This is a genomic window from Streptomyces gobiensis, assembly GCF_021216675.1.
GTDB lineage: Bacteria > Actinomycetota > Actinomycetes > Streptomycetales > Streptomycetaceae > Streptomyces > Streptomyces gobiensis.
In genome coordinates this window covers 4,943,871-4,969,492 of record NZ_CP086120.1, presented here as the reverse complement: position 1 = coordinate 4,969,492, position 25,622 = coordinate 4,943,871, and the positions used below count along the sequence as shown (strand labels likewise).

General features: G+C 66.4%; 21 protein-coding genes. 10 read left to right on the top strand and 11 right to left on the bottom strand.

The features are described 5' to 3' along the window. Window positions 1-59 precede the first annotated feature (59 nt). On the top strand, window positions 60-857 hold the full coding sequence (locus test1122_RS23045) for an IclR family transcriptional regulator (RefSeq protein WP_232271081.1): 798 nt from the start codon (window positions 60-62) through the stop codon (window positions 855-857). A 132-nt stretch (window positions 858-989) separates the two neighbouring features. Here test1122_RS23045 and test1122_RS23040 read toward each other — a convergent pair whose 3' ends face one another. The 11 genes from test1122_RS23040 to test1122_RS22990 all read right to left on the bottom strand — a co-directional run bounded on the left by test1122_RS23040 (window position 990) and on the right by test1122_RS22990 (window position 14,176). Continuing rightward, window positions 990-1,328, bottom strand: coding sequence for a DUF5955 family protein (locus test1122_RS23040; RefSeq protein ID WP_338423563.1), 339 nt, complete (start codon window positions 1,326-1,328; stop codon window positions 990-992). Window positions 1,329-1,724: 396 nt separating this feature from the next. Then, on the bottom strand, window positions 1,725-2,426 hold the full coding sequence (locus tag test1122_RS23035) for a class I SAM-dependent methyltransferase (RefSeq protein ID WP_232271080.1): 702 nt from the start codon (window positions 2,424-2,426) through the stop codon (window positions 1,725-1,727). After that, entirely contained in the window at window positions 2,423-3,961 is a 1,539-nt protein-coding gene (locus tag test1122_RS23030; RefSeq protein ID WP_232271079.1) for a radical SAM protein, read from the bottom strand. The genes test1122_RS23035 and test1122_RS23030 overlap by 4 nt, the downstream gene beginning before the upstream one ends. A gap of 16 nt (window positions 3,962-3,977) precedes the next feature. Next, window positions 3,978-5,246, bottom strand: a complete 1,269-nt coding sequence (locus test1122_RS23025) for an MFS transporter (RefSeq protein ID WP_232271078.1) — start codon at window positions 5,244-5,246, stop codon at window positions 3,978-3,980. 49 nt (window positions 5,247-5,295) lie between these two features. Next, entirely contained in the window at window positions 5,296-6,609 is a 1,314-nt protein-coding gene (locus tag test1122_RS23020; RefSeq protein ID WP_232271077.1) for an ATP-grasp domain-containing protein, read from the bottom strand. Window positions 6,610-6,702: 93 nt separating this feature from the next. Then, on the bottom strand, window positions 6,703-8,172 hold the full coding sequence (gene ahcY / locus test1122_RS23015; protein ID WP_232271076.1) for an adenosylhomocysteinase: 1,470 nt from the start codon (window positions 8,170-8,172) through the stop codon (window positions 6,703-6,705). A 292-nt stretch (window positions 8,173-8,464) separates the two neighbouring features. Next, entirely contained in the window at window positions 8,465-9,145 is a 681-nt protein-coding gene (locus test1122_RS23010; RefSeq protein WP_232271075.1) for an RraA family protein, read from the bottom strand. Window positions 9,146-9,180: 35 nt separating this feature from the next. Next, complete coding sequence (locus test1122_RS23005) at window positions 9,181-10,404, bottom strand: aminotransferase-like domain-containing protein (RefSeq protein WP_232271074.1); 1,224 nt, start codon at window positions 10,402-10,404, stop codon at window positions 9,181-9,183. Beyond that, on the bottom strand, window positions 10,397-11,002 hold the full coding sequence (locus tag test1122_RS23000) for a flavin reductase family protein (RefSeq protein WP_232271073.1): 606 nt from the start codon (window positions 11,000-11,002) through the stop codon (window positions 10,397-10,399). The genes test1122_RS23005 and test1122_RS23000 overlap by 8 nt, the downstream gene beginning before the upstream one ends. 21 nt (window positions 11,003-11,023) lie before the next feature. Further along, window positions 11,024-12,589, bottom strand: coding sequence for a 4-hydroxyphenylacetate 3-hydroxylase family protein (locus tag test1122_RS22995; RefSeq protein ID WP_232271072.1), 1,566 nt, complete (start codon window positions 12,587-12,589; stop codon window positions 11,024-11,026). A gap of 24 nt (window positions 12,590-12,613) precedes the next feature. Then, complete coding sequence (locus test1122_RS22990; RefSeq protein WP_232271071.1) at window positions 12,614-14,176, bottom strand: FAD/NAD(P)-binding protein; 1,563 nt, start codon at window positions 14,174-14,176, stop codon at window positions 12,614-12,616. Between the two features lie 515 nt (window positions 14,177-14,691). On the opposite strand from test1122_RS22990, the gene test1122_RS22985 reads away from it, so the two are divergent. The 9 genes from test1122_RS22985 to test1122_RS22945 all read left to right on the top strand — a co-directional run bounded on the left by test1122_RS22985 (window position 14,692) and on the right by test1122_RS22945 (window position 25,618). Continuing rightward, window positions 14,692-16,179, top strand: a complete 1,488-nt coding sequence (locus test1122_RS22985) for an aldehyde dehydrogenase (RefSeq protein ID WP_232271070.1) — start codon at window positions 14,692-14,694, stop codon at window positions 16,177-16,179. Window positions 16,180-16,214: 35 nt separating this feature from the next. Next, entirely contained in the window at window positions 16,215-17,000 is a 786-nt protein-coding gene (locus test1122_RS22980) for a 2-keto-4-pentenoate hydratase (RefSeq protein WP_232271069.1), read from the top strand. Window positions 17,001-17,061: 61 nt separating this feature from the next. Further along, on the top strand, window positions 17,062-17,862 hold the full coding sequence (locus tag test1122_RS22975; RefSeq protein WP_232271068.1) for a 2-keto-4-pentenoate hydratase: 801 nt from the start codon (window positions 17,062-17,064) through the stop codon (window positions 17,860-17,862). Window positions 17,863-17,864: 2 nt separating this feature from the next. After that, window positions 17,865-18,116 (top strand): tautomerase family protein, encoded by a 252-nt coding sequence (locus test1122_RS22970; protein WP_232271067.1) that lies wholly within the window; start codon window positions 17,865-17,867, stop codon window positions 18,114-18,116. Next, window positions 18,106-19,092, top strand: a complete 987-nt coding sequence (locus tag test1122_RS22965; protein WP_232271066.1) for a VOC family protein — start codon at window positions 18,106-18,108, stop codon at window positions 19,090-19,092. Before test1122_RS22970 ends, test1122_RS22965 begins: the two co-directional genes overlap by 11 nt. A 98-nt stretch (window positions 19,093-19,190) precedes the next feature. Next, window positions 19,191-20,516, top strand: a complete 1,326-nt coding sequence (locus test1122_RS22960) for an Nramp family divalent metal transporter (protein ID WP_232271065.1) — start codon at window positions 19,191-19,193, stop codon at window positions 20,514-20,516. Between the two features lie 14 nt (window positions 20,517-20,530). After that, entirely contained in the window at window positions 20,531-21,142 is a 612-nt protein-coding gene (locus test1122_RS22955; protein ID WP_232271064.1) for a nucleotidyltransferase family protein, read from the top strand. A gap of 231 nt (window positions 21,143-21,373) precedes the next feature. Continuing rightward, a complete protein-coding gene (gene aceB, locus test1122_RS22950) occupies window positions 21,374-22,996 on the top strand; it encodes a malate synthase A (protein WP_232271063.1) in 1,623 nt (540 codons plus the stop codon). 198 nt (window positions 22,997-23,194) lie between these two features. Beyond that, a complete protein-coding gene (locus test1122_RS22945; RefSeq protein ID WP_232271062.1) occupies window positions 23,195-25,618 on the top strand; it encodes a polysaccharide lyase 8 family protein in 2,424 nt (807 codons plus the stop codon). Window positions 25,619-25,622 lie beyond the last annotated feature (4 nt).

The window sequence follows — 25,622 nt, the reverse complement described above, 5'->3', positions numbered from 1 at the left end:
TGTGGAGTCCCCGACGGACCGGTAGCATGCGCCACACCCGCCCGAAAGGAAGACGCCACGTGCCGCTGTCCGAGCGCAAGACCAGCACCGCCCCCGCAGCGACTGGAGGCGTGCAGTCCCTCGAACGCGCCTTCGACCTGCTGGAGCGGATGGCCGACGCCGGCGGTGAGGTCGGGCTGAGTGAGCTCTCCAGCAGCAGCGGTCTGCCGCTGCCCACCATCCACCGGCTGATGCGCACCCTCGTCGCCTGCGGCTATGTACGCCAGCAGCCTAACCGCCGCTACGCGCTGGGGCCCCGGCTCATCCGGCTCGGCGAGAGCGCGTCCCGGCTGCTGGGCACCTGGGCCCGGCCCTATCTGAACCGGCTGGTCGAGGAGACCGGCGAGACAGCGAATATGGCGCTGCTCGACGGCGATGAGATCGTTTACGTCGCCCAGGTGCCCTCACGTCACTCCATGCGGATGTTCACCGAGGTGGGGCGCCGGGTGCTGCCGCACTCCACCGGCGTCGGCAAGGCTCTGCTCGCCCACCACCCGGCCGATGAGGTACGGGCACTGCTGGCCCGTACGGGTATGCCTGCCGCCACCGAGCGCACCATCACCACTCCCGAGGGCTTCCTGGAAGCGCTTGAGCTCACCCGGCAGCGGGGGTACGCGTTCGACGACAATGAGCAGGAAGTCGGCGTGCGCTGCATCGCCGTGCCGGTACCTGACTCCCCTACCGACGCGGCTGTATCGATCTCCGGCCCGGCGGGCCGGGTGACGGACGCGGCGACGGACAAGATTGTGCCGGTGCTGCAGGAGGTTGCCCAGGAGCTGTCCACGGCGCTCACGAACACCGGCTCGGACAGAGGCTGAGGACGGTTCGTCCTCAGGACCCGCCCCTTCCCGGCTGTACCGATATGCGGCTCCGCCGCATATCGGGGCTTCGCCCCAGGCCTCGGGTTCGCCGGTGCGGCTTGGGTGGGTGCCCCCGGCGCGGTGGGACGGTTAGCGCTGGTGTGGGGGGCCGCTGAAGAGGCCTACTGCGGTTCGGACCTCTGCCAGGGGGTCGGCCAGGGCGCTGATGGAGCCCATGGCCGAGACCACCAGCAGCAGCGAGTGACGCAGCCGGGCGGGGTCGAGCTCACCCGATGCGGCCATGATGTCCAGCGCGGCCAGCTGCTCTTCGGCGATCTCCCGGTCCGGCAGCTCGACCGGATAACCAGCGAGCGCACGGCGGAGCCGGGACACCGCGGCCCGCAGCGCCGCGGGCCGATCCGCGGCACTCTCCGCTGGCGGCGGCTGACGCTGCCGCACCGCCATCCATTCCGTACGCTCGCCTCGCAACGCGGTACTCCCCCACACAGTCACTTCGCCCCTGGCCGCCATCCGTTGTCGAGCCGTCTCCGGCATGTCACCCCCTCTCCCGTTGGTCAGACGTGAGATATGGGGGGCCAGTAAACGCCACGCTCCGCTCATCAGTCCATACGGAGGGCAAAATTCAGCCGTCGGACTGGTGCACGCGACGGTGTCTCCTTCAGTACGCCTCCCTCGATCGGGCGACATGCCTCCGGCTGTATCGATTCCTCGCCGCAGCACCTCCGTATCATACCGCCACCACTTCTACCCTGGCCCCGCCCCCCACAGATCAACAGCGGCTGAACGGCGGCTGACCGCCGCCTTTTCAAGGACGGCGAAGACTGGGAGTACCGCACGGAGCTTGGCCAGTTCCGCATCCCGGCGCTACGCCCCGCAGGGCTCGTACACCCGTATCTCGTGCCAGGGGGTGAACATCCGCTCTGCCAGTCGTATCCCGAACTCGCCCACCCGGTCGGCGTCCAGCCGCACGGCGAACCCTGACAGTCCCAGACTCCGTTGATCCGCCCGGGAGTACAGCGAGAGGGCGCAAGCCCCCGGGCGCCATGACGAGATCACCACATGGCCTTGGCTGGACAACGCCGGTACGAGGGCGTGTACCACCTGGTGCTGCTCTTCAGCCGCCAGGTGATTGATGGTTCCCATCATCATGGTGACCAGGTCAAAAGGGCCCTGACGGCGCAACAGCGAGCTGAAGACCGCGGTGTCGAGAAAGTCCGCGTGGTGAACCTGAATGGGGCCGTGGCCGAGCATCGCCCGGCACCGGGCTACGGCGGCCCGCGACTTGTCGATCCCGTGTGCCGAGGTGAATCCCCGGGAGATACCCCAGCGCAGGTAGCGACCCGTGCAGGTGCCCAGATCGAGGTGCTGGGCCACACGCTCACCGATCCCACCCACCCGGCGCTTGAACCACGCCTCAACAGCGTCCAGCTCAGCCCGGAGTATCGCCGCGTCTTCGTTGGCGACACTGTCATAGCGTTCCAGCCAGTCGTCGTTGTATATCCCGCCGACGACGCGCGCTCTCACCGTCACCCGCTGTGCGGAGGCGGCGGTACGTCGCCCGGTCACCCGATCCCGCCGCCGCGCAGCCTCGTCCGCAGCTCCTCCCGCCGGATGCCACCGGACGGCATCACCGCGCTGATCTCCCGCCAGCGGGCAGCGATGGTTTCCCTGTCACGGGCCAGCTCAGCGGCGAAGTCATTGCACTTGCATCCGGTGATATGCACATAGTTGGCATAGGCCATCAGCGGAGAGTGCACCGCCGAGAAGAGTCCGTCGTCGCCTTCGTCGATCATCAAGGGACCGAGGACTCCCATGGACCAGAGATCCGAGGTGTCCACCCCCATACCCGGGCTGGCCGCGAAGCCGTTGCCGGCCCGGTGCTCCACATATTTCACGGTGGGCTGATGGACATTGCGGAATCCACACAGGGTGCGCACCAGTAGTGGGGCGCTCGCGGCGAGAGCGGCGGGCGGCGCCTCGCCCAAGTCCCGCGCTTTGTTGCGGCCGGTAAGGATCGTTGGCTCAAAATATGAACGCAGGCCCCGATCGACAACGTAGGCGGCGACAGCGGGCAGATCGAACACGCTGATGTCACTCACCGGCATTTCGATGCCGAGCCGTTCCCGCAGATCGCCGGTGAAGATCTGGTCGATCATGGCGATAAGGCTGGACGGCAGGGAGAGTTCGGTGCCGCGGCTGTCCACCGTGACATACCGGTAATCGCCCGTCAGGGGGCGTCGTATCGCGGAGTTGCGGGCCGCGTCCGGGCTCCACAGGGAATGGTAGATCTGGACCTGTTCCCGGTACTCGGCCAGCTCCGCGAGCAGCGCGCGAACCGTGGGATCCGGCTGCCCATCACGGCTGAAGTCGTGCAGACGCCGGGCGATTCGTTCCCGGCTGACGCCCCGCAGATGCTGGCGGGCGCTCTCCCACACCGATTCGGCCGCGGACTCGCTGGAGAAGGCCAGTCCGGCGGTGAACAGCAGCCATTGCATGCCCTGCTTCTGGAACTCTTCGAGGAGGTCGAAGAAGCGGGGGAAGAGCGTGGGCTCGCCATCCCCCGATGTGTACACGGTGCGCGCGCCCAGCAGCTTGGCCTGGCGTGCCATCGCAAGGCTGCCCTGGAAATACGATTCGACCAGGGAGTCCGTGTAGGGGCGGGTGGTGACGGGAACGGCCGCCGCATAGCAACCCCGGCAGCTCATATTGCACTGCTTGGGTATGAAGAGGTTGACCGTCTCCATGGTGTCAGTGGAAGCCTTCGACACCTCGTGCGCCAGCTGTGTCCCGTCCAGCGACCGCAGCCGGGCCAGCTGATCCGCGTAAACGCTCCCATGGGTGTTGTCCAGCCCTACCGTTCCGCAGCTGCGCGCGCTTTCGTCGGCGAAGCTTTGCAGATACTCCTCATACAGCGGTGCGTTATAGGCGATACCGATGCCGTAGTCCACCGTCATAACGTTCTTGACGAGCTGACGGATGCGTGCCTCGGTCGGCAGATGGCTGGGAAGGAGGTTCATCGCCCCGAAGGCGCCGCGTCGTGACGTGAAGAAGTCCAGGACGTCGGGGGGTATCGACGGGGCGGTTTCCTGTGCGATCGTCATCTCTCGCTCCTTCAACTCATACCTGATTGTTCTCGCTTGAACGGTGGCTGGCCGCAGGGGCCGGCTGGCCAGGGGCAGTCTCCTGCCGCTCATCGGAGTGCCAGGTCCATTCGCTGAGCCGGGAGCCAAGCATCAGTGCGAACGCGGCACCCACGGCCAGCCCGGTGACCAGCCATGGCGTTCCTGGCGAGTCGTCGGAGGTGAGCACCAAGCCGATCTGCGGTGCGGCGATGAAACCGATGTTGGCCCCGGCTGAGTAGAGGCCGACGTTGCGGTTGGCCACCGATCGGTCGGAGAGGTGGCTGACGTAGCTGAGCAGACTGGGAAACACGATCATCTCGCCCGCAGTCCACACCAAAGTGATCAAGGCCAGCAGAACGCCATGGGCCGTGACACCCATCAGCGCGAAGCCCGCGCCCGCCAGTCCGAATCCGATCAGTAGTGACCGCGCGTGCGACATGCTGGCCATGGCCTTGTTCAGCGGCACCTCGAACAGCACGATCGCGGCCGCGTTGACCACGAACACCACGCTCGCCCAGTAAGCGGGCAGCCCCAGACCTTCGATGATGTACGCGCTCAGCAGGATGGGCGGCAAGGCGTACGCCACATGCACCGGAATGGCCAGACTGAAGATGGTCCAGAACTGAAGCTCGCCACGGGGGGTGGGTGAAACAAGACGGACCCGCTCCGCCGCGCTGTGCTGGAGCGGGGTGGCCGATGGGCCGTACAGCCAGAGGATGACCGCCGCAGCCAGCACACAGGCCGCGTTGATATAGAAGAGCGCCACTGGTGCCACCGCGAACAGCAGGCCGCCAATGGCCGGCCCGATGCCCATGCCCAGGTTGATCGCCAGCCGATGGCAGGAGAAGGCGACCTTCCGTTCGCTGGGCGGTGAGCTGGCGACGACCTGTGCGTAGGCCGCCGGCGTATAGACCTCGTACGCCATTCCCCAGAGCAGGGTCGCGCCCACCAGCACCACCAGCCCCGACAGCAGCGGCAGTACGACGAGGACGAGCGCGTAGACAACCGAACCGGCCACCATCACCAGGCTCGGCCGGACCCGGCCCAGAAACAGGCTCGCCGAGAGATCGGCGAGCAGCGCGCCCACCCCGAAGACACCAACGATCAGACCTATCTCAGCTGGCCGGTACCGGTCTTGCCCCAGCAGATACACCGCGAGGAACGGAAAGGCCATCGTGCCCGACCGGAACAGCAGCGTCGTCACGAACAGCGTGCGAAGATCACGATTGAGCCCGGCGATCGTCCGGAGAGTGCCTAAGATCATGTCCTGTGGCTCCTCCCGGCCCGTCGCGAAACGGGCCGGCGGCCAGCTGTCACCGGCCCTCCTCGGGGGCCGTCTCCGTCACGGTGAAAAGCTGGTCGGCGCGGATTTTGGCCAGCTCGTCCACCCTGGCCTGGAAGGCCACGGGATCCTGTTCGTCGGGCTGCCCGTACTCAAAGCACTCCAGCAGTCCGTCCCGGGCCAGATATGAGGTCTGCGGCCGGGACCAGTCCCCGACCTTGGCGATGGTGTAGAGCGCGACTTCCTGGCTGGTGAGTTCATTCACCGTGTGCACTTCGGCGACCGTACCCGCGGGCGCCTTGAGGAACACGGTCGCGCCGATGCCCCTGGGCTGCCTGGGAAGGTCCGGCAGCTTGTCCATGACACCCCGGTAGGAGGCGATGTGGATGTCGTACGGGCTGTATCCATAGACCCGGTCGATAAGATCCATGATCCCGTCACCGCCCGGACGGGCCGCCACTTCCACCACGCTCAGCTTGTCCCCGTTGACCAGCACCTCCACATGCGCGAGACCACGGTCGATGAGAAGGGCAGCGCAGGCATCCAGCGCTACTTGGCGCAGCGCCTCGTTGTCCGAGTCGGGGCTGGGTATCAGCTGCCCTTTCTCGGTGAAGTACGGGGCCCCGGCCTTGGACTTACTCGTCACCGCCAGCACGGCGCGCTGTCCCTCATGGTTGGCCACTTCCACCGAGACCTCATGAGTAGCGGCGACAAACTCTTCCGCCTGATACCGGCCGTCGGCGAAGTTGTAAGTGGGCGCGATCTCCAGCAGTGAATTGCGGCAGTAGTCGAAGGCGGCGGGCAGTTCGCTGGGATCGTTCACCTTGATGGTGCCGACGTTTCCGGCGAAGTCACGCGGTTTGAGCACCAGTGGGAAGGTCAGCTCATCGGCGGCCGCGCGCAGTTGCGGCAGAGTGCTGAACAGCCGGTGACGGGCACACGGCACCCCGGCTTCCTCGAACGCCACCTTCATGGTGTGCTTGTCCCGGACCCGGGCGAGGCAGGCATCCGACAGTGTCGGCAGGCCATAGTGGCCGGCGATGGCGACCGACACATGCACGGTCATCTCAATGATGGGCACCACCGTGTCCGGCCGTAGCCCCGTCTCGCGCTCAAACGCCTCCACCGCGGCGAGGGCCTGCCCGGCGTCGTAGTAGTCGGCGGTAAGCACATGGTCGAAGAACCGGTTGGCGCTGCTTGTCGCGGGTGACTCGCTCATCCCGATGACCGGACCTGGATAAGTGCGTAACGCCGAGACGATGCCGCGCTCACGCAGCAGAATATCGGAGCCGAGCAGAAGCAGATAGCGGTTGCCGTTGGCGTGCGCGCGGGCGAGGCTGAACATGGACGTTCCTTCGGTCAACGACGGGACGGCCCGTCCCCGGGGCACACAGCACACAGGCCGCAGGCACACGGGGACAGGGCATCCGGTCAGAACTCAGTAGCGGTAGTGATCTGGTTTGAACGGCCCTTCCACATCGACACCGATGTAGTCGGCCTGCTCCTTGGTGAGCACCGTGAGCGTGGCGTCGAGAGCGGAGAGGTGCATCCTCGCCACCTTTTCGTCGAGGTGCTTGGACAGCGTGTAGACCTTTTCCTCGTACTCTCCGGGCCTGGTGTGCAACTCGACCTGGGCGATCGTCTGGTTGGCGAACGAGCACGACATCACAAAGCTCGGGTGCCCGGTGGCGTTACCCAGATTGAGCAGCCTGCCCTCGCTCAGGACGATGATGGACTTTCCGTCCTGGAACGTCCACTTGTGGACCTGCGGCTTGATTTCCGTCTTCTTGATACCGGGAATCCTGGCGAGGCCGGCCATGTCGATCTCGTTGTCGAAGTGTCCAACATTGCCGACGATGGCATTGTTCTTCATCCTGGCCATCTGGTCGGCCATGATGATGTCCCGGTTTCCGGTCGTGGTGATGAAGATGTCGCCGGAGGAGATCACCTCGTCCAGTGCCACGACGTGCAGTCCGTCCATCGCGGCCTGCAATGCGCAGATCGGGTCGATCTCCGTCACGACCACACGTGCGCCCTGGCCACGCAGGGATTCGACCGCCCCCTTACCGACATCGCCATAACCACAGATCACTGCCAACTTGCCAGCGATCATCACATCAGTGGCCCGGTTGATGCCGTCAACCAGCGAGTGCCGGATGCCGTACTTATTGTCAAACTTGCTCTTGGTCACCGAGTCATTGACATTGATGCCGGTGAAGAGGAGCTTCCCCTCACGGGCCAGCTTGTACAGCCGGTTGACACCATTCGTGGTCTCCTCGGTGACCCCGATAACGTCCTTGGCCATACTGGTGTACTTCGTGGGGTGGTCAGCCAGCGAACGCCGCAGCGTGTCCAGGATGATCCGGTACTCTTCCGAGTCGCTTTCGGCCGCGAGGGGCACATCCCCCGTCGCCTCGTACTCGGCCCCGAGATGCACCAGCAGCGTCGCGTCACCGCCGTCATCGACGATGGAGTGCGGGCCCGACCCATCCGGCCAGGTGAGCAGCTGCTCCATGCACCACCAGTACTCCTCCAGGGTTTCGCCCTTCCACGCGAAAACCGAGCTGCCCTGGGGATTGTCGAGCGTGCCGTTCGGGCCGACGACCACCGCGGCGGCGGCCTGGTCCTGGGTGGAGAAGATATTGCAGCTGGCCCAACGGACATCCGCGCCCAACGCGGCGAGGGTCTCGATGAGCACCGCCGTCTGTACGGTCATGTGCAAGGAGCCTGCGATCCTCTTGCCGGCCAGCGGCTGCTGTGGGGCGTACTCCTCACGCAGCGCCATCAGTCCGGGCATCTCAAGCTCTGCGAGCCTGATCTCCTCGCGGCCGGTAGAAGCGAGCGCGAGATCGGCGACCTTGAAGTCGCTCACCGAACCTGCACTGTCGGTGGTCAGGCTAACCGTCACGTCAAATCTCCTTGAGTTCGGTTGAAATGGGCGGCGGAACGCCGAGAGAGCGTTTTCTTGCGCCTCGGCCAGCTGACGGCCGCGCGCGTCCGGGCGAACCTCAGTGGCTCTCCCTGCCCAGCTTCCGTTCCCCGTAAGCCAACTGATGGGCCGCCAGCCAAGTCGGGGAGCCCCGTTGCCAATACCTCTGCCGCCGAGCACTTTACAACCAGAGGCACACGACAGCACACAATCTGGCTGAAATCCACCGGTACGCCGCGAGTCAGCCTGCTCACAGGTGTCACAGGTGCCGTCACAGATGACCAAATTCAGCCAGCAGTTCCGCCAGCGTGGCGTTATTGTTGATTTTGTCGCGGATCACACTCTCCTTGGCCAGAAGTTGCCGTGTCGCCGCCAGAACTTCATCCGCGAGCGCGGGTGGCACAACGCCGACACCGTTCTCCTCAGCTACCACAATGTCCCCGGGCTGGACGAGCTCACCGTCGATCAGGACGGGCACATTGACCTGCACCGGTGTGTCCGTATCGGGCGGCGCCGCAGGCGGGCAGCGGCGCGGCATGGTGGCGCGGTACCAGACCGGGAAATCCAGGTCCCGCAGTTCGTCAACGTCCCGGATGGCGCCGTCCACCACGGCGCCGGCGATGCCCGCCATCTGTGACAGTGTCGCCATCAGGCCGCCCCACATCGCCATCCGGGTGTTGCTGTGGCAGGCCAGCACGATGACGTCACCTGGCTGTGCCGTGGGCAGCACGGGCAGGATGTCGACCAGGCCGTCCTCCGGAAGGTCGACCGTCAGCGCGGGTCCGATGACGCGGTGTTCCCGCTTGACCGGCAGAAGACCTCCGATCGCACCGACACGCGGGTGGGCGTCGGCGACCAGACAGCTCGGGCTGTACTCCGGCAGCAACATGCCGCATAACGCGTCAACAACCTCCTGGGGCGGCCGGACAAGCTCGTTGTACGTGGTCTGCACCTGGTGTCTCCCCTCGTTCCCTTCCGCTGCTGTCCTTACCGCGCGGCGCGCTCGCCGCCGACCCGCGCGAGCACCTGCGCCAGCCTGCGCACTCCCTGGGTGATGTCTTCATTGGGCACTCGGCTGAACGCCAGACGCAGTTCGCTGCCGCCCCGCGCGTCCGGGTAGAAGGCGCGCCCGGGCACGTAGGTGACTCCTGCGGCCAGTGCCTGCTCCTGAAGGGCCACCGTGTCCGGGCAGTCCGGGACCGTGACCCAGCTGAAGAAACCGCCATGTGGACGGGTGAAGCGCATGCCCTCGGGGAGATGAGCGCTGAGGGCGGCCATCATGATGTCGCGCCGCTCACGGTAGAAGTCCCGCGCGAAGGAGATGCCCTGGTCGAACCGTCCGGAGCGGCCGTAGTCCGCCAGCAGCAGCTGCCCCATCGCACCGGCGCACTGATCGGTGTTCTGCTTCGCCCGCACCAGCTGTGTGATGAGCTGACTCGGCGCGGCGATCCAGCCCATCCGCATGCCGGGGGTGAACGTCTTGGAGAACGTGCCCACCTGGGCCACCACATCCGGCCCCAACGCCCACAGGCTCGGCCGTCGCTCACCGTCGAAGCCCAAGTCCCGGTAAGCGACATCCTCGACGATCAGCATGCCGTACCGCCGGGCGAGCGCTACCAGCGCGTGCCGTCGCTCCACCGACATACTGAGCCCGGTGGGATTCTGGTAGTCCGGAATGACGTACACCAGCTTGGGCGCGGCACCGGATGATTCGCTCAACAGCTTCTCCAGCGCGGCGACATCGAGGCCGTCGGCGTCCATGGGAATGCCCTCCGCGCGCACCAGGGCCCGCTGAAACGCCACGAGTGCGCCGAAGAAGGTGGGTCCCTCCACGATGACCCGGTCACCGGCGTCCAGCATGCTCTTGGTGATGAGTCCCAGCCCCTCCATCCCGCCGCTGGTGATCACGAGTTCGCTTTCCGCTGGCCGAACGCCTTCTTGGCGGTCAAGCCAGTCAGCGAACCAGTCCCGCAGCCCGGGAAGTCCGGCGGTGGGCGCGTACTGCAGCGCACTGGGGTCCTGGAGTACCCGGGAGAAACTTTCCGCCAGCGCCTTCCTGGGGAATGTCGCCGGATGCGGGAATCCGCCGGAGAGTGCGATGGCATCGGTGTTTCCGGACTGATTGAGAATAGCGGTGATCTCATCACCGGTGTCGCCCGCGACATGTCGGGCGAACAGCTGCTCCCATGACCTGCTGCCAAGGTCATCCATGGGTGGACCGTCCCGTCTTGCCATTGCTCAGGAGACCCCCACGCCGGGCGGGGCCGGGAGATCCGTCCTGGCAGAGAACATCGAGTGTATGAAATTGCTTGCGGTAATTCACCAGGGGTGACCCCGGGCCTGACCACAGCCCGTCGACCTCGCCGATGTACACCGTGTGGTCACCCGCGAGATGGGCCTGTCGTACGGTGCACATGAGGTGTACAAGAGCACCCGCCAGCATCGGAAGCTCCTGGCGCCATACGAACCGGACCAGTTCAGGCCGCTGTGCGCCACCCGCGAAGTGCTCCGACAGGGGCTTTTGATCTCCACTCAGAATGGAAATCCCATAGCGGCCGCTCTCGGCTATCCGCTGGTGCGTGACCGCCTCGGTGGCGACCGATACCAGCACGAGTGGAGGGTGCAGCGACACCGAGGTGAACGAGTTCGCGGTCATCCCATGTGCGTCAGGATCACCGTGGTCGCCGGTTGAGGTGGTGACCACGGTAACGCCGCTGGCGAAGCGGCCGAGCGCGTGGCGTAAGCGCGTCGGGCTGATGTGTGCGTCGGCGCGTATACCGGCCCCGGCATCGCCGCTGCTTGCCGTCACTGGAATTCCTTCCCTACGTGGTCAGCGACCCGGGACGAATGTCATACCGTCCGGATTGAACAGGTCCGGACGTTTCCATCCAGCGAGGTCATATTCGTCCATGCACTGATCCACGAAGCCCTTCAGTGCGTCGGCTTCGCCAGATGCCTGATACGCCCCCAGAGTCTGGAATCGAACAGCCTCGTGGTCGCCACCGTAATTACGTTCATAGAGCTCGTGCCGTCCGCCGAACTCAGTGCCGACGGCGTCCCAGAGCAGCTTCAGCAGCTTGACCCGGTCGATTGCCGGTATCCCCTGAGATCCCCGCAGATACTTGTCCAGATAGGGACGCATATCCTGGTTCTGCCAGTCGCTCGCATGTGAGTTGAGATAGATCAGCCCACTGCCCAGCGTCTGTTGGAGGATCTCCTTGATCCGTGGATAGCCGACCCCCATGAAGGTGCGGTAGGCCATGCCGTACCGGACGTTTGGCTGCACGGCGTCGCCCACCCAGGGCAGCGGCGATTTGGCCATCGCGTCGGAAAGACCCCAGAACAGATCCCGCCAGTTGAGGATTTCGCCGATCTGTGCTTGCACACCCCGGAAGCTCGCGGTCCCCGTCATTTCCACCGCCTTCATCGCACATCCGGCGATGAAGTCAAGCTTCACCGCGAGACGGGTGCAGCCGTGGAAGGTGAAACGGTCGACAAAGCCGGATCCATTGGCGAAGGCGTTGGCCGCCTCCGCGTTGTACATGAACACGTCCTCCCAGGGGACGAGCACCCGGTCCAGGACCATGATGGCGTCGTTCTCATCCAGCCTGCTCGACAGCGGGTAGTCAAAGGGGCTCCCCATCACCGCGGCAGCCATCTCATAGGAGGCCCGGCAGAACAGCTTCAGGCCGGGGGCGTCCATGGGTACGGTGAACACCACACCGAACCGCTTGTCCCGTAGCGGAAGTCCGTAGTGCGCCACAAAGTTCGCATTGGTCAGCGCGGATCCGGTGGCGACCACCTTCGCGCCGGAGACGATGAGCCCGGCGTCGGTCTCATCCTCCACATGCACACATACATCCGCGGTCTCATCGGCTGGCTTGTCCCGGTCGATCGGCGGATGCACGATGGCATGGCTGAAGTAAGGCACCCTTTCCTGGGCGTACTTGTACCAGCGCAGCGCGTTCTCCCTGTATTCGCCGTAGAAGTCCGCGTTGGCACCCAGAGTGCCGAGGAACGAGGCCTTGTAGTCCGGCGTCCGCCCCATCCAGCCGTAGACCAGTCGCTGCCACGAGACAATCGCGTCACGGGCGACGACCAGGTCCTCGGCGGAGCGCGCGGTCTTGAAGAAGGGGTGTGTGAATCCGCCATTGCCGGTTTCGGTCGGTACCCGCAGCACGCCTTCAGCCTCGGGTTCATGCAGCGCGTCGTACAACCGGGCGATGGAGCGCGCGCTGTTGCGGAAGCCAGGGTGGGTGGTGACGTCCTCGACGCGCTCGCCGTATATGTAGATCTCCCGACCGTCCCGCAGCGAATCCAGATACTCCTCGCCGGTCATCGGGCGGACATCGTTGTGATCGCCTGTCTGCTCTGACAGCGGTGCCGTAGTTGTCATGGTTCTCCTTGGGAGGTCAGGGAGTCAGGCGTGCTGCATAACGTCGTCCCCGGCCAGGGACGAACCGGCTGCCATCGCGTCGTCGTGGATCGCGCCCACGATGTCGTAGGCGCGATCCACGATTGAGGGAAGGCCGAACGTGAAGAACAGGCTGCCCGAGGCGAGATCACCGAGCGCGTAGAGCCTCGGATCGGTCTTGCCGTTCACCATGAGCCGACTGGTGGCGCGCTCCACTCGCACGCCTCCTCGCGGATGCCGCTCGGCAAGGCCGTTCGCCGTCAGGGAGGCGACCAGGGGCTCGGCCTCGGCAGAGACCCGGTGGGTGGCCGCGTTCACCGCGTTGACCACGATGTCGGTCCGGTACTCGGGTCCTCCGGTGCCGACTCGGATGGTGAATCCGCCGCTGTCCAACGGTTCGATATGCCGGACGCCGGGAAGGATCTCCAGTTGTCCGGCGTCAATCAGGTCCAGCAGGGTGGCCGCCGAGGCCGGTGGCATGGGGCAGCACATGCTCATCACCGTGCGATAGTGCCTGCGCAGCAGCTCATCCTTCTCATGCTCGGGCAGCAGCGGCCACACATCCGGACCAGTGGCCGGCACGGCGTGCTGCAGAATGCGCAATGCCCGGCTGGGCGAGTCCACTTCGGCCATATGCCTGCGGAGCCGTCGCACCGGGTCGTCATCGGTGAACGCCCTGATCTCCTCGGCCACCGAGCCGAAATCCTCGCCCGCCGCGGCCAATTCCGCCCGCATCGTCGCGATCACGCTGTCAAGCGTCAGCATCTGTCCATGTGCGGCCGCGTCGCGGAACCTCTCCGGTGTGAAGTGCCGCAGCGTGTACGGGCTGGGTTTCTGTCGCACCATGGGGAGGATCCCGCTTCGGGAGAGCAGCAGGATACGGCCGCGGTGACCCCGCGCGGCGAGTGACAGCACCCCATCAACGCCGGTCAGCCCACTGCCGACCACCGCGACCTCACTGTCAGCGTCGATCCCCGTCAGGGAACGCGCGAGCGGGTAGGGATCGGCGATAAAGTCCGGAGAGCCGGTGAGGGAGTACGTGTCACCGGATATCCCGCGGCCAACGCACAGCACGGTGTAGTTGACGGTGCTGCGGTTGCCCCGCTCGGTCCGGAGAGTGATCCCGCTGCCCGTCGCGGTAGCGGCCGCCACGCGTTCGCGCATGACGTCAATACGCCAGCCGCGTTGGCGAAGCCGGGTGAGCGCCTGCTGCGCCGACTGCTCCAGATAACGTCCGTACATGGCGCGCGGCACAAACGTGGTGCCTATATACGGGTCCTCGTAATCCGCGCTGAGGCCAACCGTCAGCGCCTGCTCGGCCAGCCACCGCCGGAAGTGGCCGTTGTCACCGAACCGTACGGACATGCCTTCCGGTGCGATATTGACCCGCACCGTCTCCAGGTCGGGCTGGTACGGCCGCCCACGCCATAAGTGCGATGACGGTTCAAAAACAGTGATACCGCCCGGTGCCGCATCGGTCTCGGCGAGCGCGTCAAGGAGACAGACAGCAGCCGCCCCGCCGCCGATCACGCCGACTTCAACGCTGTCGCTTGTTTCACCTAATTCCATGGCTGAACACACCCCCGTTGAGCGCCGCACTGGTCAGCCCACTGCGGATACAGCTGAAGAATTCTTGAACACTTCCTCCGATTCACCTTTAATTCACCCTCGGAGGAACTCCCCCTCACCCCGTAGTCGAACACTCCACGCACATAGCGTTGCCTTATGACTGGACTGTACGCACGTCGTGACGAACCTTGAGGCCAGGCTAGGCATACAGGCTGTCGGGCGTCAACTGCCTTATGTTCGGCCTGCCTTGCCGTCTCTACCAGCGGTGATACCGGCAGGCAAGATAAGAGGAATCCTCCTCTCCGCTAAACGAAGTTCGCCACTTGAGACAACTTCTCAGCAGTTCCCCACAAGGATCTTGACTCGCCCGCCCCGCACATGGAGGATGCGTCGTGGCATGCGCGAGCAGCACTGGTGGCAGCGCATTTATCAGGACAGCATTGCGCCAATGTGACGGCGAATACGCGAAAGCCGGTCAGCGGCTGCGCGTCAACGGGGGCCAGGAGTTCTTAGCCATGACACTCGGTATACCGACCACGGATATGTCCCATGCCCTTCCCTGCGCCCGTCATCTTATTGACGGGCGGGCTGTCGAGTCCGCGAACGGGGAGACGTTCGAGACCAGAGACCCGCATGACAACTCCGTGATCGGTACAGTCGTCCGAGGTTCCGCGGCGGACGGCGAGCGCGCGATCAAGTCGGCCCGGCGAGCGTTCGACGAGGGCCCATGGCCGAGGATGACGCCCAGGGAACGGCGGAAGATTCTCCACGACATTGCCGATGCGGTGGATGCGCACCGTGATGAGTTAGCGATGCTGGAGACCGTGGACAGCGGCAAGATCACCCGACAAGCGCTGCATGGTGAGATGCCCCGGGTGGCCCAGAACCTGCGGTTCTTCGCCGACTACGCGGCAATGACACCCAGTGAGGCGTACCCGGATGGCGCCGTACTCGGCTACACGCTGTACCCACCGGCGGGTGTTGTCACCGCGATCAGCCCATGGAACGCGCCCCTGATGCTGGCCACGTGGAAGGTCGCCCCCGCGCTGGCGTTCGGCAACACGGTGGTGCTCAAGCCCGCCCCGCAGACACCGCTGACCGCAGCCCGGTTCGGTGAGCTGGCCCTGGCCGCCGGGCTGCCGGAGGGCGTACTCAATATCGTGCACGGTTTTGGCGGCGATGAGGTGGCCGGGCCGCTGGTCAGCGATCCACGGGTGGACCGCATCACCTTCACCGGCTCCAGTGCCACCGGAGCCAGGATCATGGCGGCCGCCGCCGAGCAACTGACGCCGGTTTCAGCCGAGCTGGGCGGCAAATCGGCCAATGTAGTATTCGACGACGCCGACCTGGACATCGCGGTGCCCGAGTCAGTCAAAGCGATCTTCGCCGGCAGCGGCCAGGTGTGTTTCGCCGGGTCAAGGCTTTTTGTGCAGCGCGGAATCCTTCCCGAGTTCCTGGCCCGCTTCACCGCTCAGGCGGAGGATATCGTCGTGGGCGATCCGAAGAACCCCAGCACATCCATGGGTCCGCTCATCGAGCAGCGGCACCTGGACAAGGTGCATGGTTATGTCGAACTCGCCCGCCGTGAGGGCGGTACCGTGGTGACCGGCGGCTCCCGCGTCACCACCGGCGAAATGGCGCGGGGATTCTACTATCCGCCAACCGTGATCACCGGCCTGACCAATGAGTCGCGGACCGCGCAGGAGGAGATCTTCGGACCGGTGGTGGCGGTCATTCCGTTCGACACCGAACAGGAAGCGCTGCGCCTGGCCAATTCCAGCCCATACGGTCTGGCCGGAATTCTGTTCACCACCCATCTCGACCGTGCCCACCGGATGGCCGCTGCCTGGCAGGCAGGCACTGTGTGGGTGAACTGCTTCTTCGAACGCGACCTGCGAATGCCGTTCGGCGGTCAGGGCATCAGCGGGGTCGGCAGAGAGGGTGGGCAGTACTCGCGTGACTTCTTCACCGAACCCCGCGCCGTCATGGTCCGCACTCACTGATGACCGGTGACGACAGTATTCCGGAGAGAGGCCGCATGAACTCACACGTCCTGCGGGACATGGCCAGCGCCCTGAACGAGGCTCACCAGACGCGTAAGCCGGTCCAGACGATCACGCAAGGCGCCAGCGGCGTGAGCCTGTCGGACGCGTACGAGATCCAGCGTGAACAGCTGGATCGGTGGGTCGCGGACGGCGCGCGTATCCGTGGTTTCAAGGTAGGCCTGACGTCCGTGGCCGCTCAGCGGGAGATGAACGTACGGGAACCCGTTCTCGGCCAGCTGACCGGCAGCATGTTTCTTCCCGAACACCAGCCTGTCGATGCGGCCGGCTTCATTCAGCCACGAATTGAGCCCGCGCTGGCCTTTGTGCTTCGCGAGCCCCTCCGAGGGCCAGAGGTGACCGTGGCAGACGCCGTCCGAGCGGTGGAATATGTGCTGCCCGCCCTGGAGATTTCCGACTCACGTATACGGGGCTGGGCGGCGTCCGCTGTCGATATGGCGGCCGACAACGCATGCTGCGGCGGTGTGGTGCTGGGCGGCACACCGGTTGCCCTGTCCGATGTGGATCTACGGCTGTGCGGCTGCGTGCTGTACCGGAACGGGGAAGTCGTCGCGACGGGCGCGGGCGGTGTGGTGCTCGGTTCGCCCATCAACGCACTGGTGTGGGCGGCGAACGCGTCGCGATCGCAGGATGTCGCTCTGGAGGCTGGGCACGTGGTGCTCGCCTCCGCCATCACCAAGGCCATCCCCGCAGAGACCGGCGACACCGTGACCACGACTCTCGCCGGAGTGGGCAGCGTCACGACCTTTCTGTCGCGTTAGCCGGAGAACCCGAACCGTTCCCCAGTTCTTCTGGCCGTGCCGAAGGAGGGCGGCCCCGCTTATGACCGAGACACTGGAATTACGATCCGGTGATGTCAGGCGTGCTGCCGAGGTCCTGCTGGCGGCCGAGCGCTCGGTGACCGCGCGCGGACCCATCACCGCACAGTGGCCGGACCTCGACCTTCGCACCGCGTACACCGTGCAGTACGAGGCGCTGCGCCAGCGGCTGGACCGCGGCGAGACGCTGATCGGCGTGAAACTGGGCCTGACCTCACGGGCCAAGCAGATCCGGATGGGCATCGACTCGCCATCGCTGGCCTGGCTCACCGACGCCATGGTGCTGCCGGCCGGCCTGCCACTGCCCCGGGGCCGGCTCATTCATCCCAGAGCCGAACCGGAGATTGTATGCGTCATGGGCGAGCGACTGGCAGGCCCGGGCGTCACCGCCGCGAGCGCGCTGCGTGCCGTGGACCGGGTCTACGGCGGCATCGAGATCATTGACAGCCGCTTCCGTGACTTCCAGTTCACGCTGGCGGACGCGGTAGCGGACAACAGCTCCTCCGGGCTGTTCATCCTCGGACCGTGCGGCCGGTCCCCGGAGGGGATGGACTTGTCGCTCGAGGCGTGCTTGCTGGAGGTCGACGGGCAGATCGTGGACTCCGCCACCGGCGCGGCGGTGCAAGGGCACCCGGCGGAGGCACTCGCCCTCGCGGCCAACTCCCTCAGCGAGCGTGGCCTGGCCATCGAACCGGGCTCCATCGTCCTGACCGGCGGCATGACCGACGCGGTCCATGTCCAGCCGGGCGCGCGGATCGCCGCACACTTCTCGTCGCTGGGCACGATCACCGTGGCGGGAGGCTGAGCATGCCGTTCATCGATGTGACGCTCGGAACCGGACGAACCCCGGAAGAGGTCCGCAGCCTCATCCATGAACTCACCCACGCCGCACACCGCGCGGTCGGCGCGCCGCTGAGCAGCATCCGCGTCGTCATCAGGGAAGTGGAGCCCGCGCACTGGGCAGCGGGGGACGTGACCACCGAGGAACGCAACGCCGGGGCCGCCCAGCGTGACCGGAAACCTGACCTGGGAAGTGACGGAGAGACATATGACCGATGAACTGTACCGACACGATGTTGCCCATCTGGCTCGGGTGGAGTTGCACACCCCGAACCCGGACGGCACGCTGTGGTTCTTCAAGGACCTCCTCGGCATGTACGAGACCAAGCGCGAGGGCCAGTCGGTGTACCTGCGCGGTTACGAGGACCCGTATCAGTGGAGCCTGAAGGTCACCGAGGGACCCGAGGCCCGGATGGACCACGCCGCATTACGTACTTCGTCGCCCGAGGCACTGGAGCGGCGCATCAAGTCGATGCGCGACGGTAATGAGGACGGCCAGTGGACCGACGGTGACTTCGGCTACGGCAAGACCTATGAGTTCAACACCTCGGACGGCCACAAGATGGCGCTGCTGTGGGAGGTCGAGAAGTACCAGGCTCCGCCGGAGCTGCAGAGCAAGATCCTCAGCCGGGCATCAAAGAAGCCGCTGCAGGGCCTGCCGGTCAAGCGGATCGACCACCTCAATCTCCTGGCCCGCGATGTGACGCCGATCAAGAAGTCGTTCGAGCGCCACTTGGGGATGAAGACCCATGAGCGGGTCGTCGACGGCGATATCGAGACCGGTGTCTGGATGAGCAGCAGCATACTCAGCCACGATGTGGCCATCATGCGGGACGCCCGTGGCGCGCGCGGCCGACTGCACCATGTCGCCTTCTACTACGGCGTGCAACAGCACACCGTCGACGCAGCTGAGATGTTCCGGGACTACGGCATCCCCATCGAGGCGGGCCCGGACCGCCATGGCATCACCCAGAGTTCGTTCCTCTATGTGTTCGAGCCGGGTGGCAACCGGATCGAACTCTTCGGTGACCCGGGGTTCTTGGTACTCGAACCGGACTTTGAGACCCGTACCTGGACCATGGACCAGATCGACACCGGAACGGCCATCGGCGGTACGAACCTTCCCGCCGAGACGTACTTCACCTACGGCACACCGCCCATCGAGCCGATCCCCGACATCGTCCCCCGCGCATAGCGAGCCCATGCCGAAGAACCCCTGGATAACGCGCGGTCCCGGCGACAGAACGCCGTGCCGTCACGCCCTTCGTCCCCTGGCCGCCAGCGGTGATCGGGGTGCCTGACTCCACACGTCACGCCACCCGGGATCCGCTGCCCGTACCGCCGCCCCCGGACAAGGCGACCCCGGACAACGCGACCCCACCGGGCCGGCCGGGCCCGCTGCGCTCGGCGCGGGCCCGGATGGCGGCGCTGGCGGGGGTGTTCGGTCCGGCGTTCGTGGTCGCCGTGGCCTATGTCGACCCGGGGAACTTCGCCACCAATATGGCCGCGGGCGCGCGCCATGGCTTTCTGCTGCTGTGGGTGATCGCGGCAGCGAACATCCTGGCCATGTTTGTGCAGTACCTATCCGCCAAAGTCGGCATCGCCACCGGCCGTAATCTGCCCGAAGTCTGCCGGGAGCAGTGCCCACGGCCGCTGAACCTGGTGCTGTGGGCACAGGCGGAGCTGGTCGCTATCGCAACCGACCTCGCCGAGTTCGTTGGCGGCGCGATCGCTCTCCACCTCCTGTTCGGCGTACCCCTGCTGCCCGGGGCGGCCATCACCGCCGTCGTCGGAATGGCCGTGCTGGCGTTGGCCGCCAACCACCGGCGCCGATTCGAAACCGTCATCATCGGCATGCTCGCTGTGGTGCTGGTGGGTTTCTGCTACCAGGTGTTCCAGGCAGGCGAGCCCACCGGCCTGGTCGGTGGCTTTGTGCCACGGCTCGACGGGGCCGACAGCCTGTTGCTGGCCACCGGCATCGTGGGCGCCACCGTCATGCCTCACGTCATCTATCTCCACTCGGCCCTGACCCAGGGCAACCGGCCGCGAGACGCCCGTGAGCAGCGTGCGGCGTTGCGCTCGGGTCGTATCGACATCTCCGTGGCCCTGGGCATCGCCGGCATCGTCAATATGGCGATGCTGGTGGTGGCGGCGACCGTGTTCCGCGGCTGGGATGTGGCGGACGGTGAGGGCAGCCTCCCGGCCATGCATGAACGCCTGGGCGCGCTTCTCGGCCCGGCCGCTGCCGCGGCGTTCGCCATCGCCCTGCTCGCCGCGGGGCTGGCCTCATCCAGCGTCGGCACCTACTCCGGGCAGGTGGTGATGGCGGGGTTCCTGCGCCGCCGGGTGCCTCTTCTCCTCCGCCGCCTGGTGACCATGATTCCGGCTCTGGCGGTGCTCGGCGCCGGCGTCGATCCCAGCTATGCCCTGGTGCTCAGCCAGGTCGTGCTCTCCTTCGGCATTCCCTTCGCCCTCGTTCCCCTGGTGGTGTTCACCAGCCGCCGCGACATCATGGGCGACCTGGTCAACTGGCGTACGACCACCGCCGTCGGCATCGTCGTCGCCGCTGTCATCTCCACCCTGAATCTGTACCTGCTGGTGCAGCCCCTGCTCGACTGAGGTATGCAGACCGTATGACGCAGAGTGAGCACGCTCCCCGTATCCCGGGGCTCCTTCTTGCCGCTGGGGGCGGGCGACGGCTGGGCGGGCGGCCCAAGGCGCTGCTCAGCCACCGGGGCCGTCCGCTGGTTGAGCACGCGGTACAGGTGCTGCGCGAGGGCGGGTGCGATCCGGTGTATGTGGTGCTGGGCGCGGCGGCCGACCAGGTGCGGGGCCAGGCAGAGCTGGCTGGCTGCGTACTGGTGGACAACCCCGAGTGGGAGCTGGGCATGGGCTCTTCGCTACGGGCCGGGCTACACGCGCTGACCGGAGCGGGGCCGACGGCGCAGGCGGTCGTCATCTCCCTTGTCGACCAGCCGGGGATCGGGCCCACGGCCATCGCCCGGGTACGCGCCGCCTGCCGTTCCACGGCGTCCCTGGCCATGGCCACCTATGCCGGGCGCCGTGGCCACCCGGTACTGCTGGGGGCCGAGCACTGGGCGGGGGTGGCCGCCAGTGCGGTCGGGGACCAGGGGGCCCGGGCGTACCTGCGGGAGCATACGCCCGGGATTACGCTCATTGAGTGCGGAGATATCGCCGATCCGGGCGATATCGACACACCGGCGGATCTCACCCGGCTGATCTGAGCAGGCTGATCGAACCAGGCCAGGAGCGTACTGAGGGCTGTCCGCCGCCCAGATATCTCGACATCAACGATCTCGACGTCAACAGACCGTTGAAATTCCGCCATAAGAAAACTAGTCTCCAGTGCGCAGAAAGCATGTGGCACCCCGTGCCGCATACGCGTACCACCGAGCATGTAGTTCCGGCGGCGTTCTGGCGGCCCCAGGCACCGCCCGCTGAAGGAGTGACAGCCCATGTCCGCACCAGCGCCGTCACCGCTGGCCATCGTCGATGTCGACCCGAGCCAGGCTCCCGCACGCCAGGGCGAGGTGCTCACCGATGCGGCGCTTGCATTCATCGCCGCACTTCACGAGCGGTTCACCGCACGCCGTGACGAGCTGCTCACCCGGCGCGCGGAACGCCGTGCCGAGATCGCCCGGACCAGCACGCTGGACTTCCTCCCGGAGACCGCGCACATCCGCGAAGGTGACTGGCAGGTCGCCGGGGCCCCGGTGGCACTGAATGACCGCCGGGTCGAGATCACCGGTCCCACCGACCGGAAGATGACCATCAACGCGCTGAACTCCGGCGCCAAGGTCTGGCTCGCCGACTTCGAGGACGCCTCCGCCCCCACCTGGGAGAACGTCATCGGTGGCCAGATCAACCTGATCGACGCCTATGAGCGCCGCATCGACTTCACCGACGCCCGGGGCAAGTCCTACGGCCTCAAGCCGGCCGAGGAGCTGGCCACCGTGGTGATGCGGCCGCGCGGCTGGCATCTGGAGGAGCGCCATCTGCGGATCGGCGACCGCGCGGTGCCCGGCGCTCTCGTCGACTTCGGGCTCTACTTCTTCCACAACGCCCAGCGCCTGATCGACCTCGGCAAGGGCCCGTACTTCTACCTCCCGAAGACGGAGTCGCATCTGGAGGCCCGGCTCTGGAACGACATCTTTGTCTTCGCCCAGGACTATGCCGGCATCCCACAGGGCACCATCCGCGCCACCGTGCTCATCGAGACGATCACAGCCGCGTACGAGATGGAGGAAATCCTCTACGAGCTGCGCGAGCACGCCTCCGGCCTCAACGCGGGCCGCTGGGACTACCTCTTCTCCATCGTCAAGAACTTCCGTGACGGCGGTCCGAAGTTCGTCCTCCCGGACCGTAACGCGGTGACCATGACCGCCCCGTTCATGCGCGCCTACACCGAGCTGCTGGTCCGTACGTGCCACAAGCGGGGCGCCCACGCCATTGGCGGCATGGCCGCCTTCATCCCCAACCGCCGGGACCCGGAGGCCAATGAGAAGGCCCTGGAGAAGGTGAAGAACGACAAGGACCGAGAGGCCCGGGACGGCTTCGACGGCTCCTGGGTCGCCCACCCGGATCTGGTGCCCATCGCCCGAGCCTCCTTTGACGCGGTGCTGGGCGACAAGCCCCATCAGAAGGACCGGCTGCGCGAGGACGTCCAGGTCTCGGCCGCCGATCTGATCGCGATCGATTCGCTGGACGCCAAGCCCACCTATCAGGGCCTGGTCGACGCGGTGCAGGTCGGCACCCGCTATATCGAGGCCTGGCTGCGTGGCCTGGGCGCCGTCGCCATCTTCGGTCTGATGGAGGACGCCGCCACCGCGGAGATCTCCCGCTCCCAGATCTGGCAGTGGGTCAACGCCGGTGTGGTCTTTGAGAACGGACAGCAGGCCACCGCCGGTCTCGTCCGTGAGGTGGCCGCACGGGAGCTGACGAGCATCCGCGCGGAGCTGGGTGAGGAGGCCTTCGCCGCGGGCAAGTGGCAGCAGGCCCACGATCTGCTGCTGCGGGTCTCGCTCGATGAGGACTACGCGGACTTCCTCACCCTGCCCGCGTACGAGCTGCTGGACTGACGCCCAGCCGTAGAACCCAAGGCCCCGGACCGCTGCACCTCACGCGGCCCGGGGCCTTTCGGGCTTCTGGCTTCTGGCTTCTGGCTTTTAGTTTTTGGCTTTTGGCTTGCGTGGCGTCCGCTTGCCGGACGTCCAGTTCAAGGTGTTCTATGCCGTTCATGCGGGTACGTCAATCTCCCTACTCGGCTCGGAGACCCCATGACGACCTCTTGGTCCCGTCGCGGCTTCCTTCATGCGGCCGGCGGCACCACCCTCGCTCACGCTCTTGCCACCGCGGCCTCGGCGGCCGATAGGTTCTCCGCGCTGCGTGACAGGTGGTGCGAGCTGGTGCTCGGTACCGGCTTCAGCCCCACCACCGAGCCGTTCAGGAGCGAGCTGGCCGCCATCGGGCAGGAGGCAGGCAGGTTCCGTCAGCGGATAACTCCGTCCGCTGGGTCGCTCTGGCCGGATCTGGTCTTCGCCGACCCTCACCCCAGCACGGGCCCGGAGTCCTTCGGCTACTCCCAGAACATGAACAACAGCTATGTCCGGCTGCGTACCATGGCGTTGGCGTACGCACAGCCGGGCACCGGGCTGACCGGTGACGCGGGGCTCAGGGCGGATCTGCTCAGCGGCCTCGACCAGCTGTATCAGCAGGTCTACAACGAGAATCAGCAGCGTTTCGGCAACTGGTGGAACTGGCAGATCGGCGCGCCCCAGGCACTGCTGGACAGCTGTGTCCTGCTGCACGGTGAGCTGTCGGGCACTCAGATCGGCGACTATTGCCGGGCCGTTGACCACTATGTGCCGGACTCGGCCGTCGCGGAGTACAGCGGCACCAGCACCGGCGCGAACCGGGTGGATCTCTGCCGGGTGCTGGCTCTGCGCGGCATCGTCGGCGGCCGGGCGGCGAAGGTGGCGCTGGCCCGTGACGCCCTCTCGCCGGTCTTCCCGTATGTCGCCGAAGGCGATGGGCTCTACGCCGACGGCTCCTTCATCCAGCACACCACCGTGCCGTACACCGGTACCTATGGCTCCGTCCTGCTCGGCGGTCTGGGCATGCTCTTCTCCCTGCTCGCCGGTTCCGACTGGGAGGTCACCGACCCCAACCGGCAGATCGTGTTTGACGCGGTCGAGGGCGCCTGGGCGCCCTTTCTGTACAACGGTCTGGTCATGGACGGGGTTTCCGGGCGGGCCATCAGCCGGGGGCTGTCGGCCGGCGATCCGCGCCAGGTCCAGCAGGACGATCATGTGCGCGGGCACGCCATCATCGCCTCCATCGCGCTGCTGGCGGGCGCGGCCAGCAGCGCCGAGCGCGAGCGCTGGCGGGGCCTGATCAAGGGCTGGATACGGCGGGACCGCTGTCGCCCGGTGCTGGCGGACCGCACCCTGGGCGTGCACCAGCTCACCCTGCTCAAGGAGATCGACGACGACAGCACCGTGCGGCCCGTAGCTGAGCCGACCGGACACCGGCTGTTCGCCGCGATGGACCGGGCCACCCACCGGCGCCCGGGGTGGGCGGCCTCGATCAGCATGGCCTCGCGGCGCATCGCCCACTATGAGGTGGGCAACGGCGAGAATCTGCGGGGCTGGCACACCGGCAATGGAATGCTCTACTGGTGGGGCGACACGTTCGGCAACGACCAGTACAGCGACGCCTTCTGGCCCACCGTCGATCCCTACCGGCTGCCGGGCATCACCGTCTCCCGTAAGACCCTCGCCGACGGTGAGGGCGGTGCGTGGGGCACAGCACTGCCCGATGTGAGCTGGGTGGGTGGGACCACCGATGGGCGGCACGCCGCCCTGGGCCAGCATGTCAGAGGGGTGTCCAGCACCCTCATGGCGAAGAAGTCCTGGTTCTGTCTGGACGACGCGATCGTCTGCCTTGGCGCGGGCATCACCTGCCAGGACGGTACGGCCGTCGAGTCCATCGTGGAGAACCGTAACCTCGGCGCCACCGGCTCTCCTCCTCTGGTTGTCGACGGCGCGGCCCAGCCGGTCAGCCTCCCCTGGTCCGGCACACTGAGCAACGCGGGCTGGGCCCATATCGGCGGCTTCGGCGGCACCGTCGGCTATGTGTTCCCCGGCGGCGCCACCGTCGAGGCGCTGCGTGAGCAGCGCACCGGTTCCTGGCGCGCTGTCAACCGGGGCGGCACCACCACCGCCATCAGCCGCCGCTATCTGACGCTGTGGTTCGATCACGGCACCGACCCGTCCCATGCCCGCTACGCCTATCTGGTGCTGCCCGGCGCCAACCGGGCCCAGACCTCGGCCCGCGCCGCCGACACGGGCTGGCTGCGGATTCTCAGCAACACCGGCGATCAGCAGGGCGCGCAGGTGCCCTCGCTCGGCTTCACCACCGTCAACTTCTGGTCCGGGGGCGCCGTCGGCGGGATCACCGCGAGCGCGCCCTGCTCGGTGCTGATCCGTGAGAACGCCGACGGCACGGCGGTGATCTGCGTATCGGACCCCATACGGGCGCGGAGCGGTCTGACGGTCAGCTGGGACCGTGCCATCGGCGCGGTACTCGCCAGACCGCCCACGGTCACCGGTGCCACCACCGGTTCGTCCCTGACCCTTGCCTTCGGCGGTCTCAGTGGCGCGATGGGAGCCACCCAGCGGATCACGGTCCAGCTTGGCTGAACGG

Bases quoted from the DNA above. Each gene is read 5' to 3' on its own strand.
- test1122_RS22980 (WP_232271069.1), top strand. From the start codon at position 16,215: ATGAACTCACACGTCCTGCGGGACATGGCCAGCGCCCTGAACGAGGCT.
- test1122_RS22990 (WP_232271071.1), bottom strand. From the start codon at position 14,176: ATGGAATTAGGTGAAACAAGCGACAGCGTTGAAGTCGGCGTGATCGGC.
- test1122_RS22975 (WP_232271068.1), top strand. From the start codon at position 17,062: ATGACCGAGACACTGGAATTACGATCCGGTGATGTCAGGCGTGCTGCC.
- test1122_RS23030 (WP_232271079.1), bottom strand. From the start codon at position 3,961: ATGACGATCGCACAGGAAACCGCCCCGTCGATACCCCCCGACGTCCTG.
- test1122_RS22970 (WP_232271067.1), top strand. From the start codon at position 17,865: ATGCCGTTCATCGATGTGACGCTCGGAACCGGACGAACCCCGGAAGAG.
- test1122_RS23020 (WP_232271077.1), bottom strand. From the start codon at position 6,609: ATGTTCAGCCTCGCCCGCGCGCACGCCAACGGCAACCGCTATCTGCTT.
- test1122_RS22985 (WP_232271070.1), top strand. From the start codon at position 14,692: ATGACACTCGGTATACCGACCACGGATATGTCCCATGCCCTTCCCTGC.
- test1122_RS23005 (WP_232271074.1), bottom strand. From the start codon at position 10,404: ATGGATGACCTTGGCAGCAGGTCATGGGAGCAGCTGTTCGCCCGACAT.
- aceB (WP_232271063.1), top strand. From the start codon at position 21,374: ATGTCCGCACCAGCGCCGTCACCGCTGGCCATCGTCGATGTCGACCCG.
- test1122_RS22995 (WP_232271072.1), bottom strand. From the start codon at position 12,589: ATGACAACTACGGCACCGCTGTCAGAGCAGACAGGCGATCACAACGAT.
- test1122_RS22945 (WP_232271062.1), top strand. From the start codon at position 23,195: ATGACGACCTCTTGGTCCCGTCGCGGCTTCCTTCATGCGGCCGGCGGC.
- test1122_RS22955 (WP_232271064.1), top strand. From the start codon at position 20,531: ATGACGCAGAGTGAGCACGCTCCCCGTATCCCGGGGCTCCTTCTTGCC.
- test1122_RS22965 (WP_232271066.1), top strand. From the start codon at position 18,106: ATGACCGATGAACTGTACCGACACGATGTTGCCCATCTGGCTCGGGTG.
- test1122_RS23025 (WP_232271078.1), bottom strand. From the start codon at position 5,246: ATGATCTTAGGCACTCTCCGGACGATCGCCGGGCTCAATCGTGATCTT.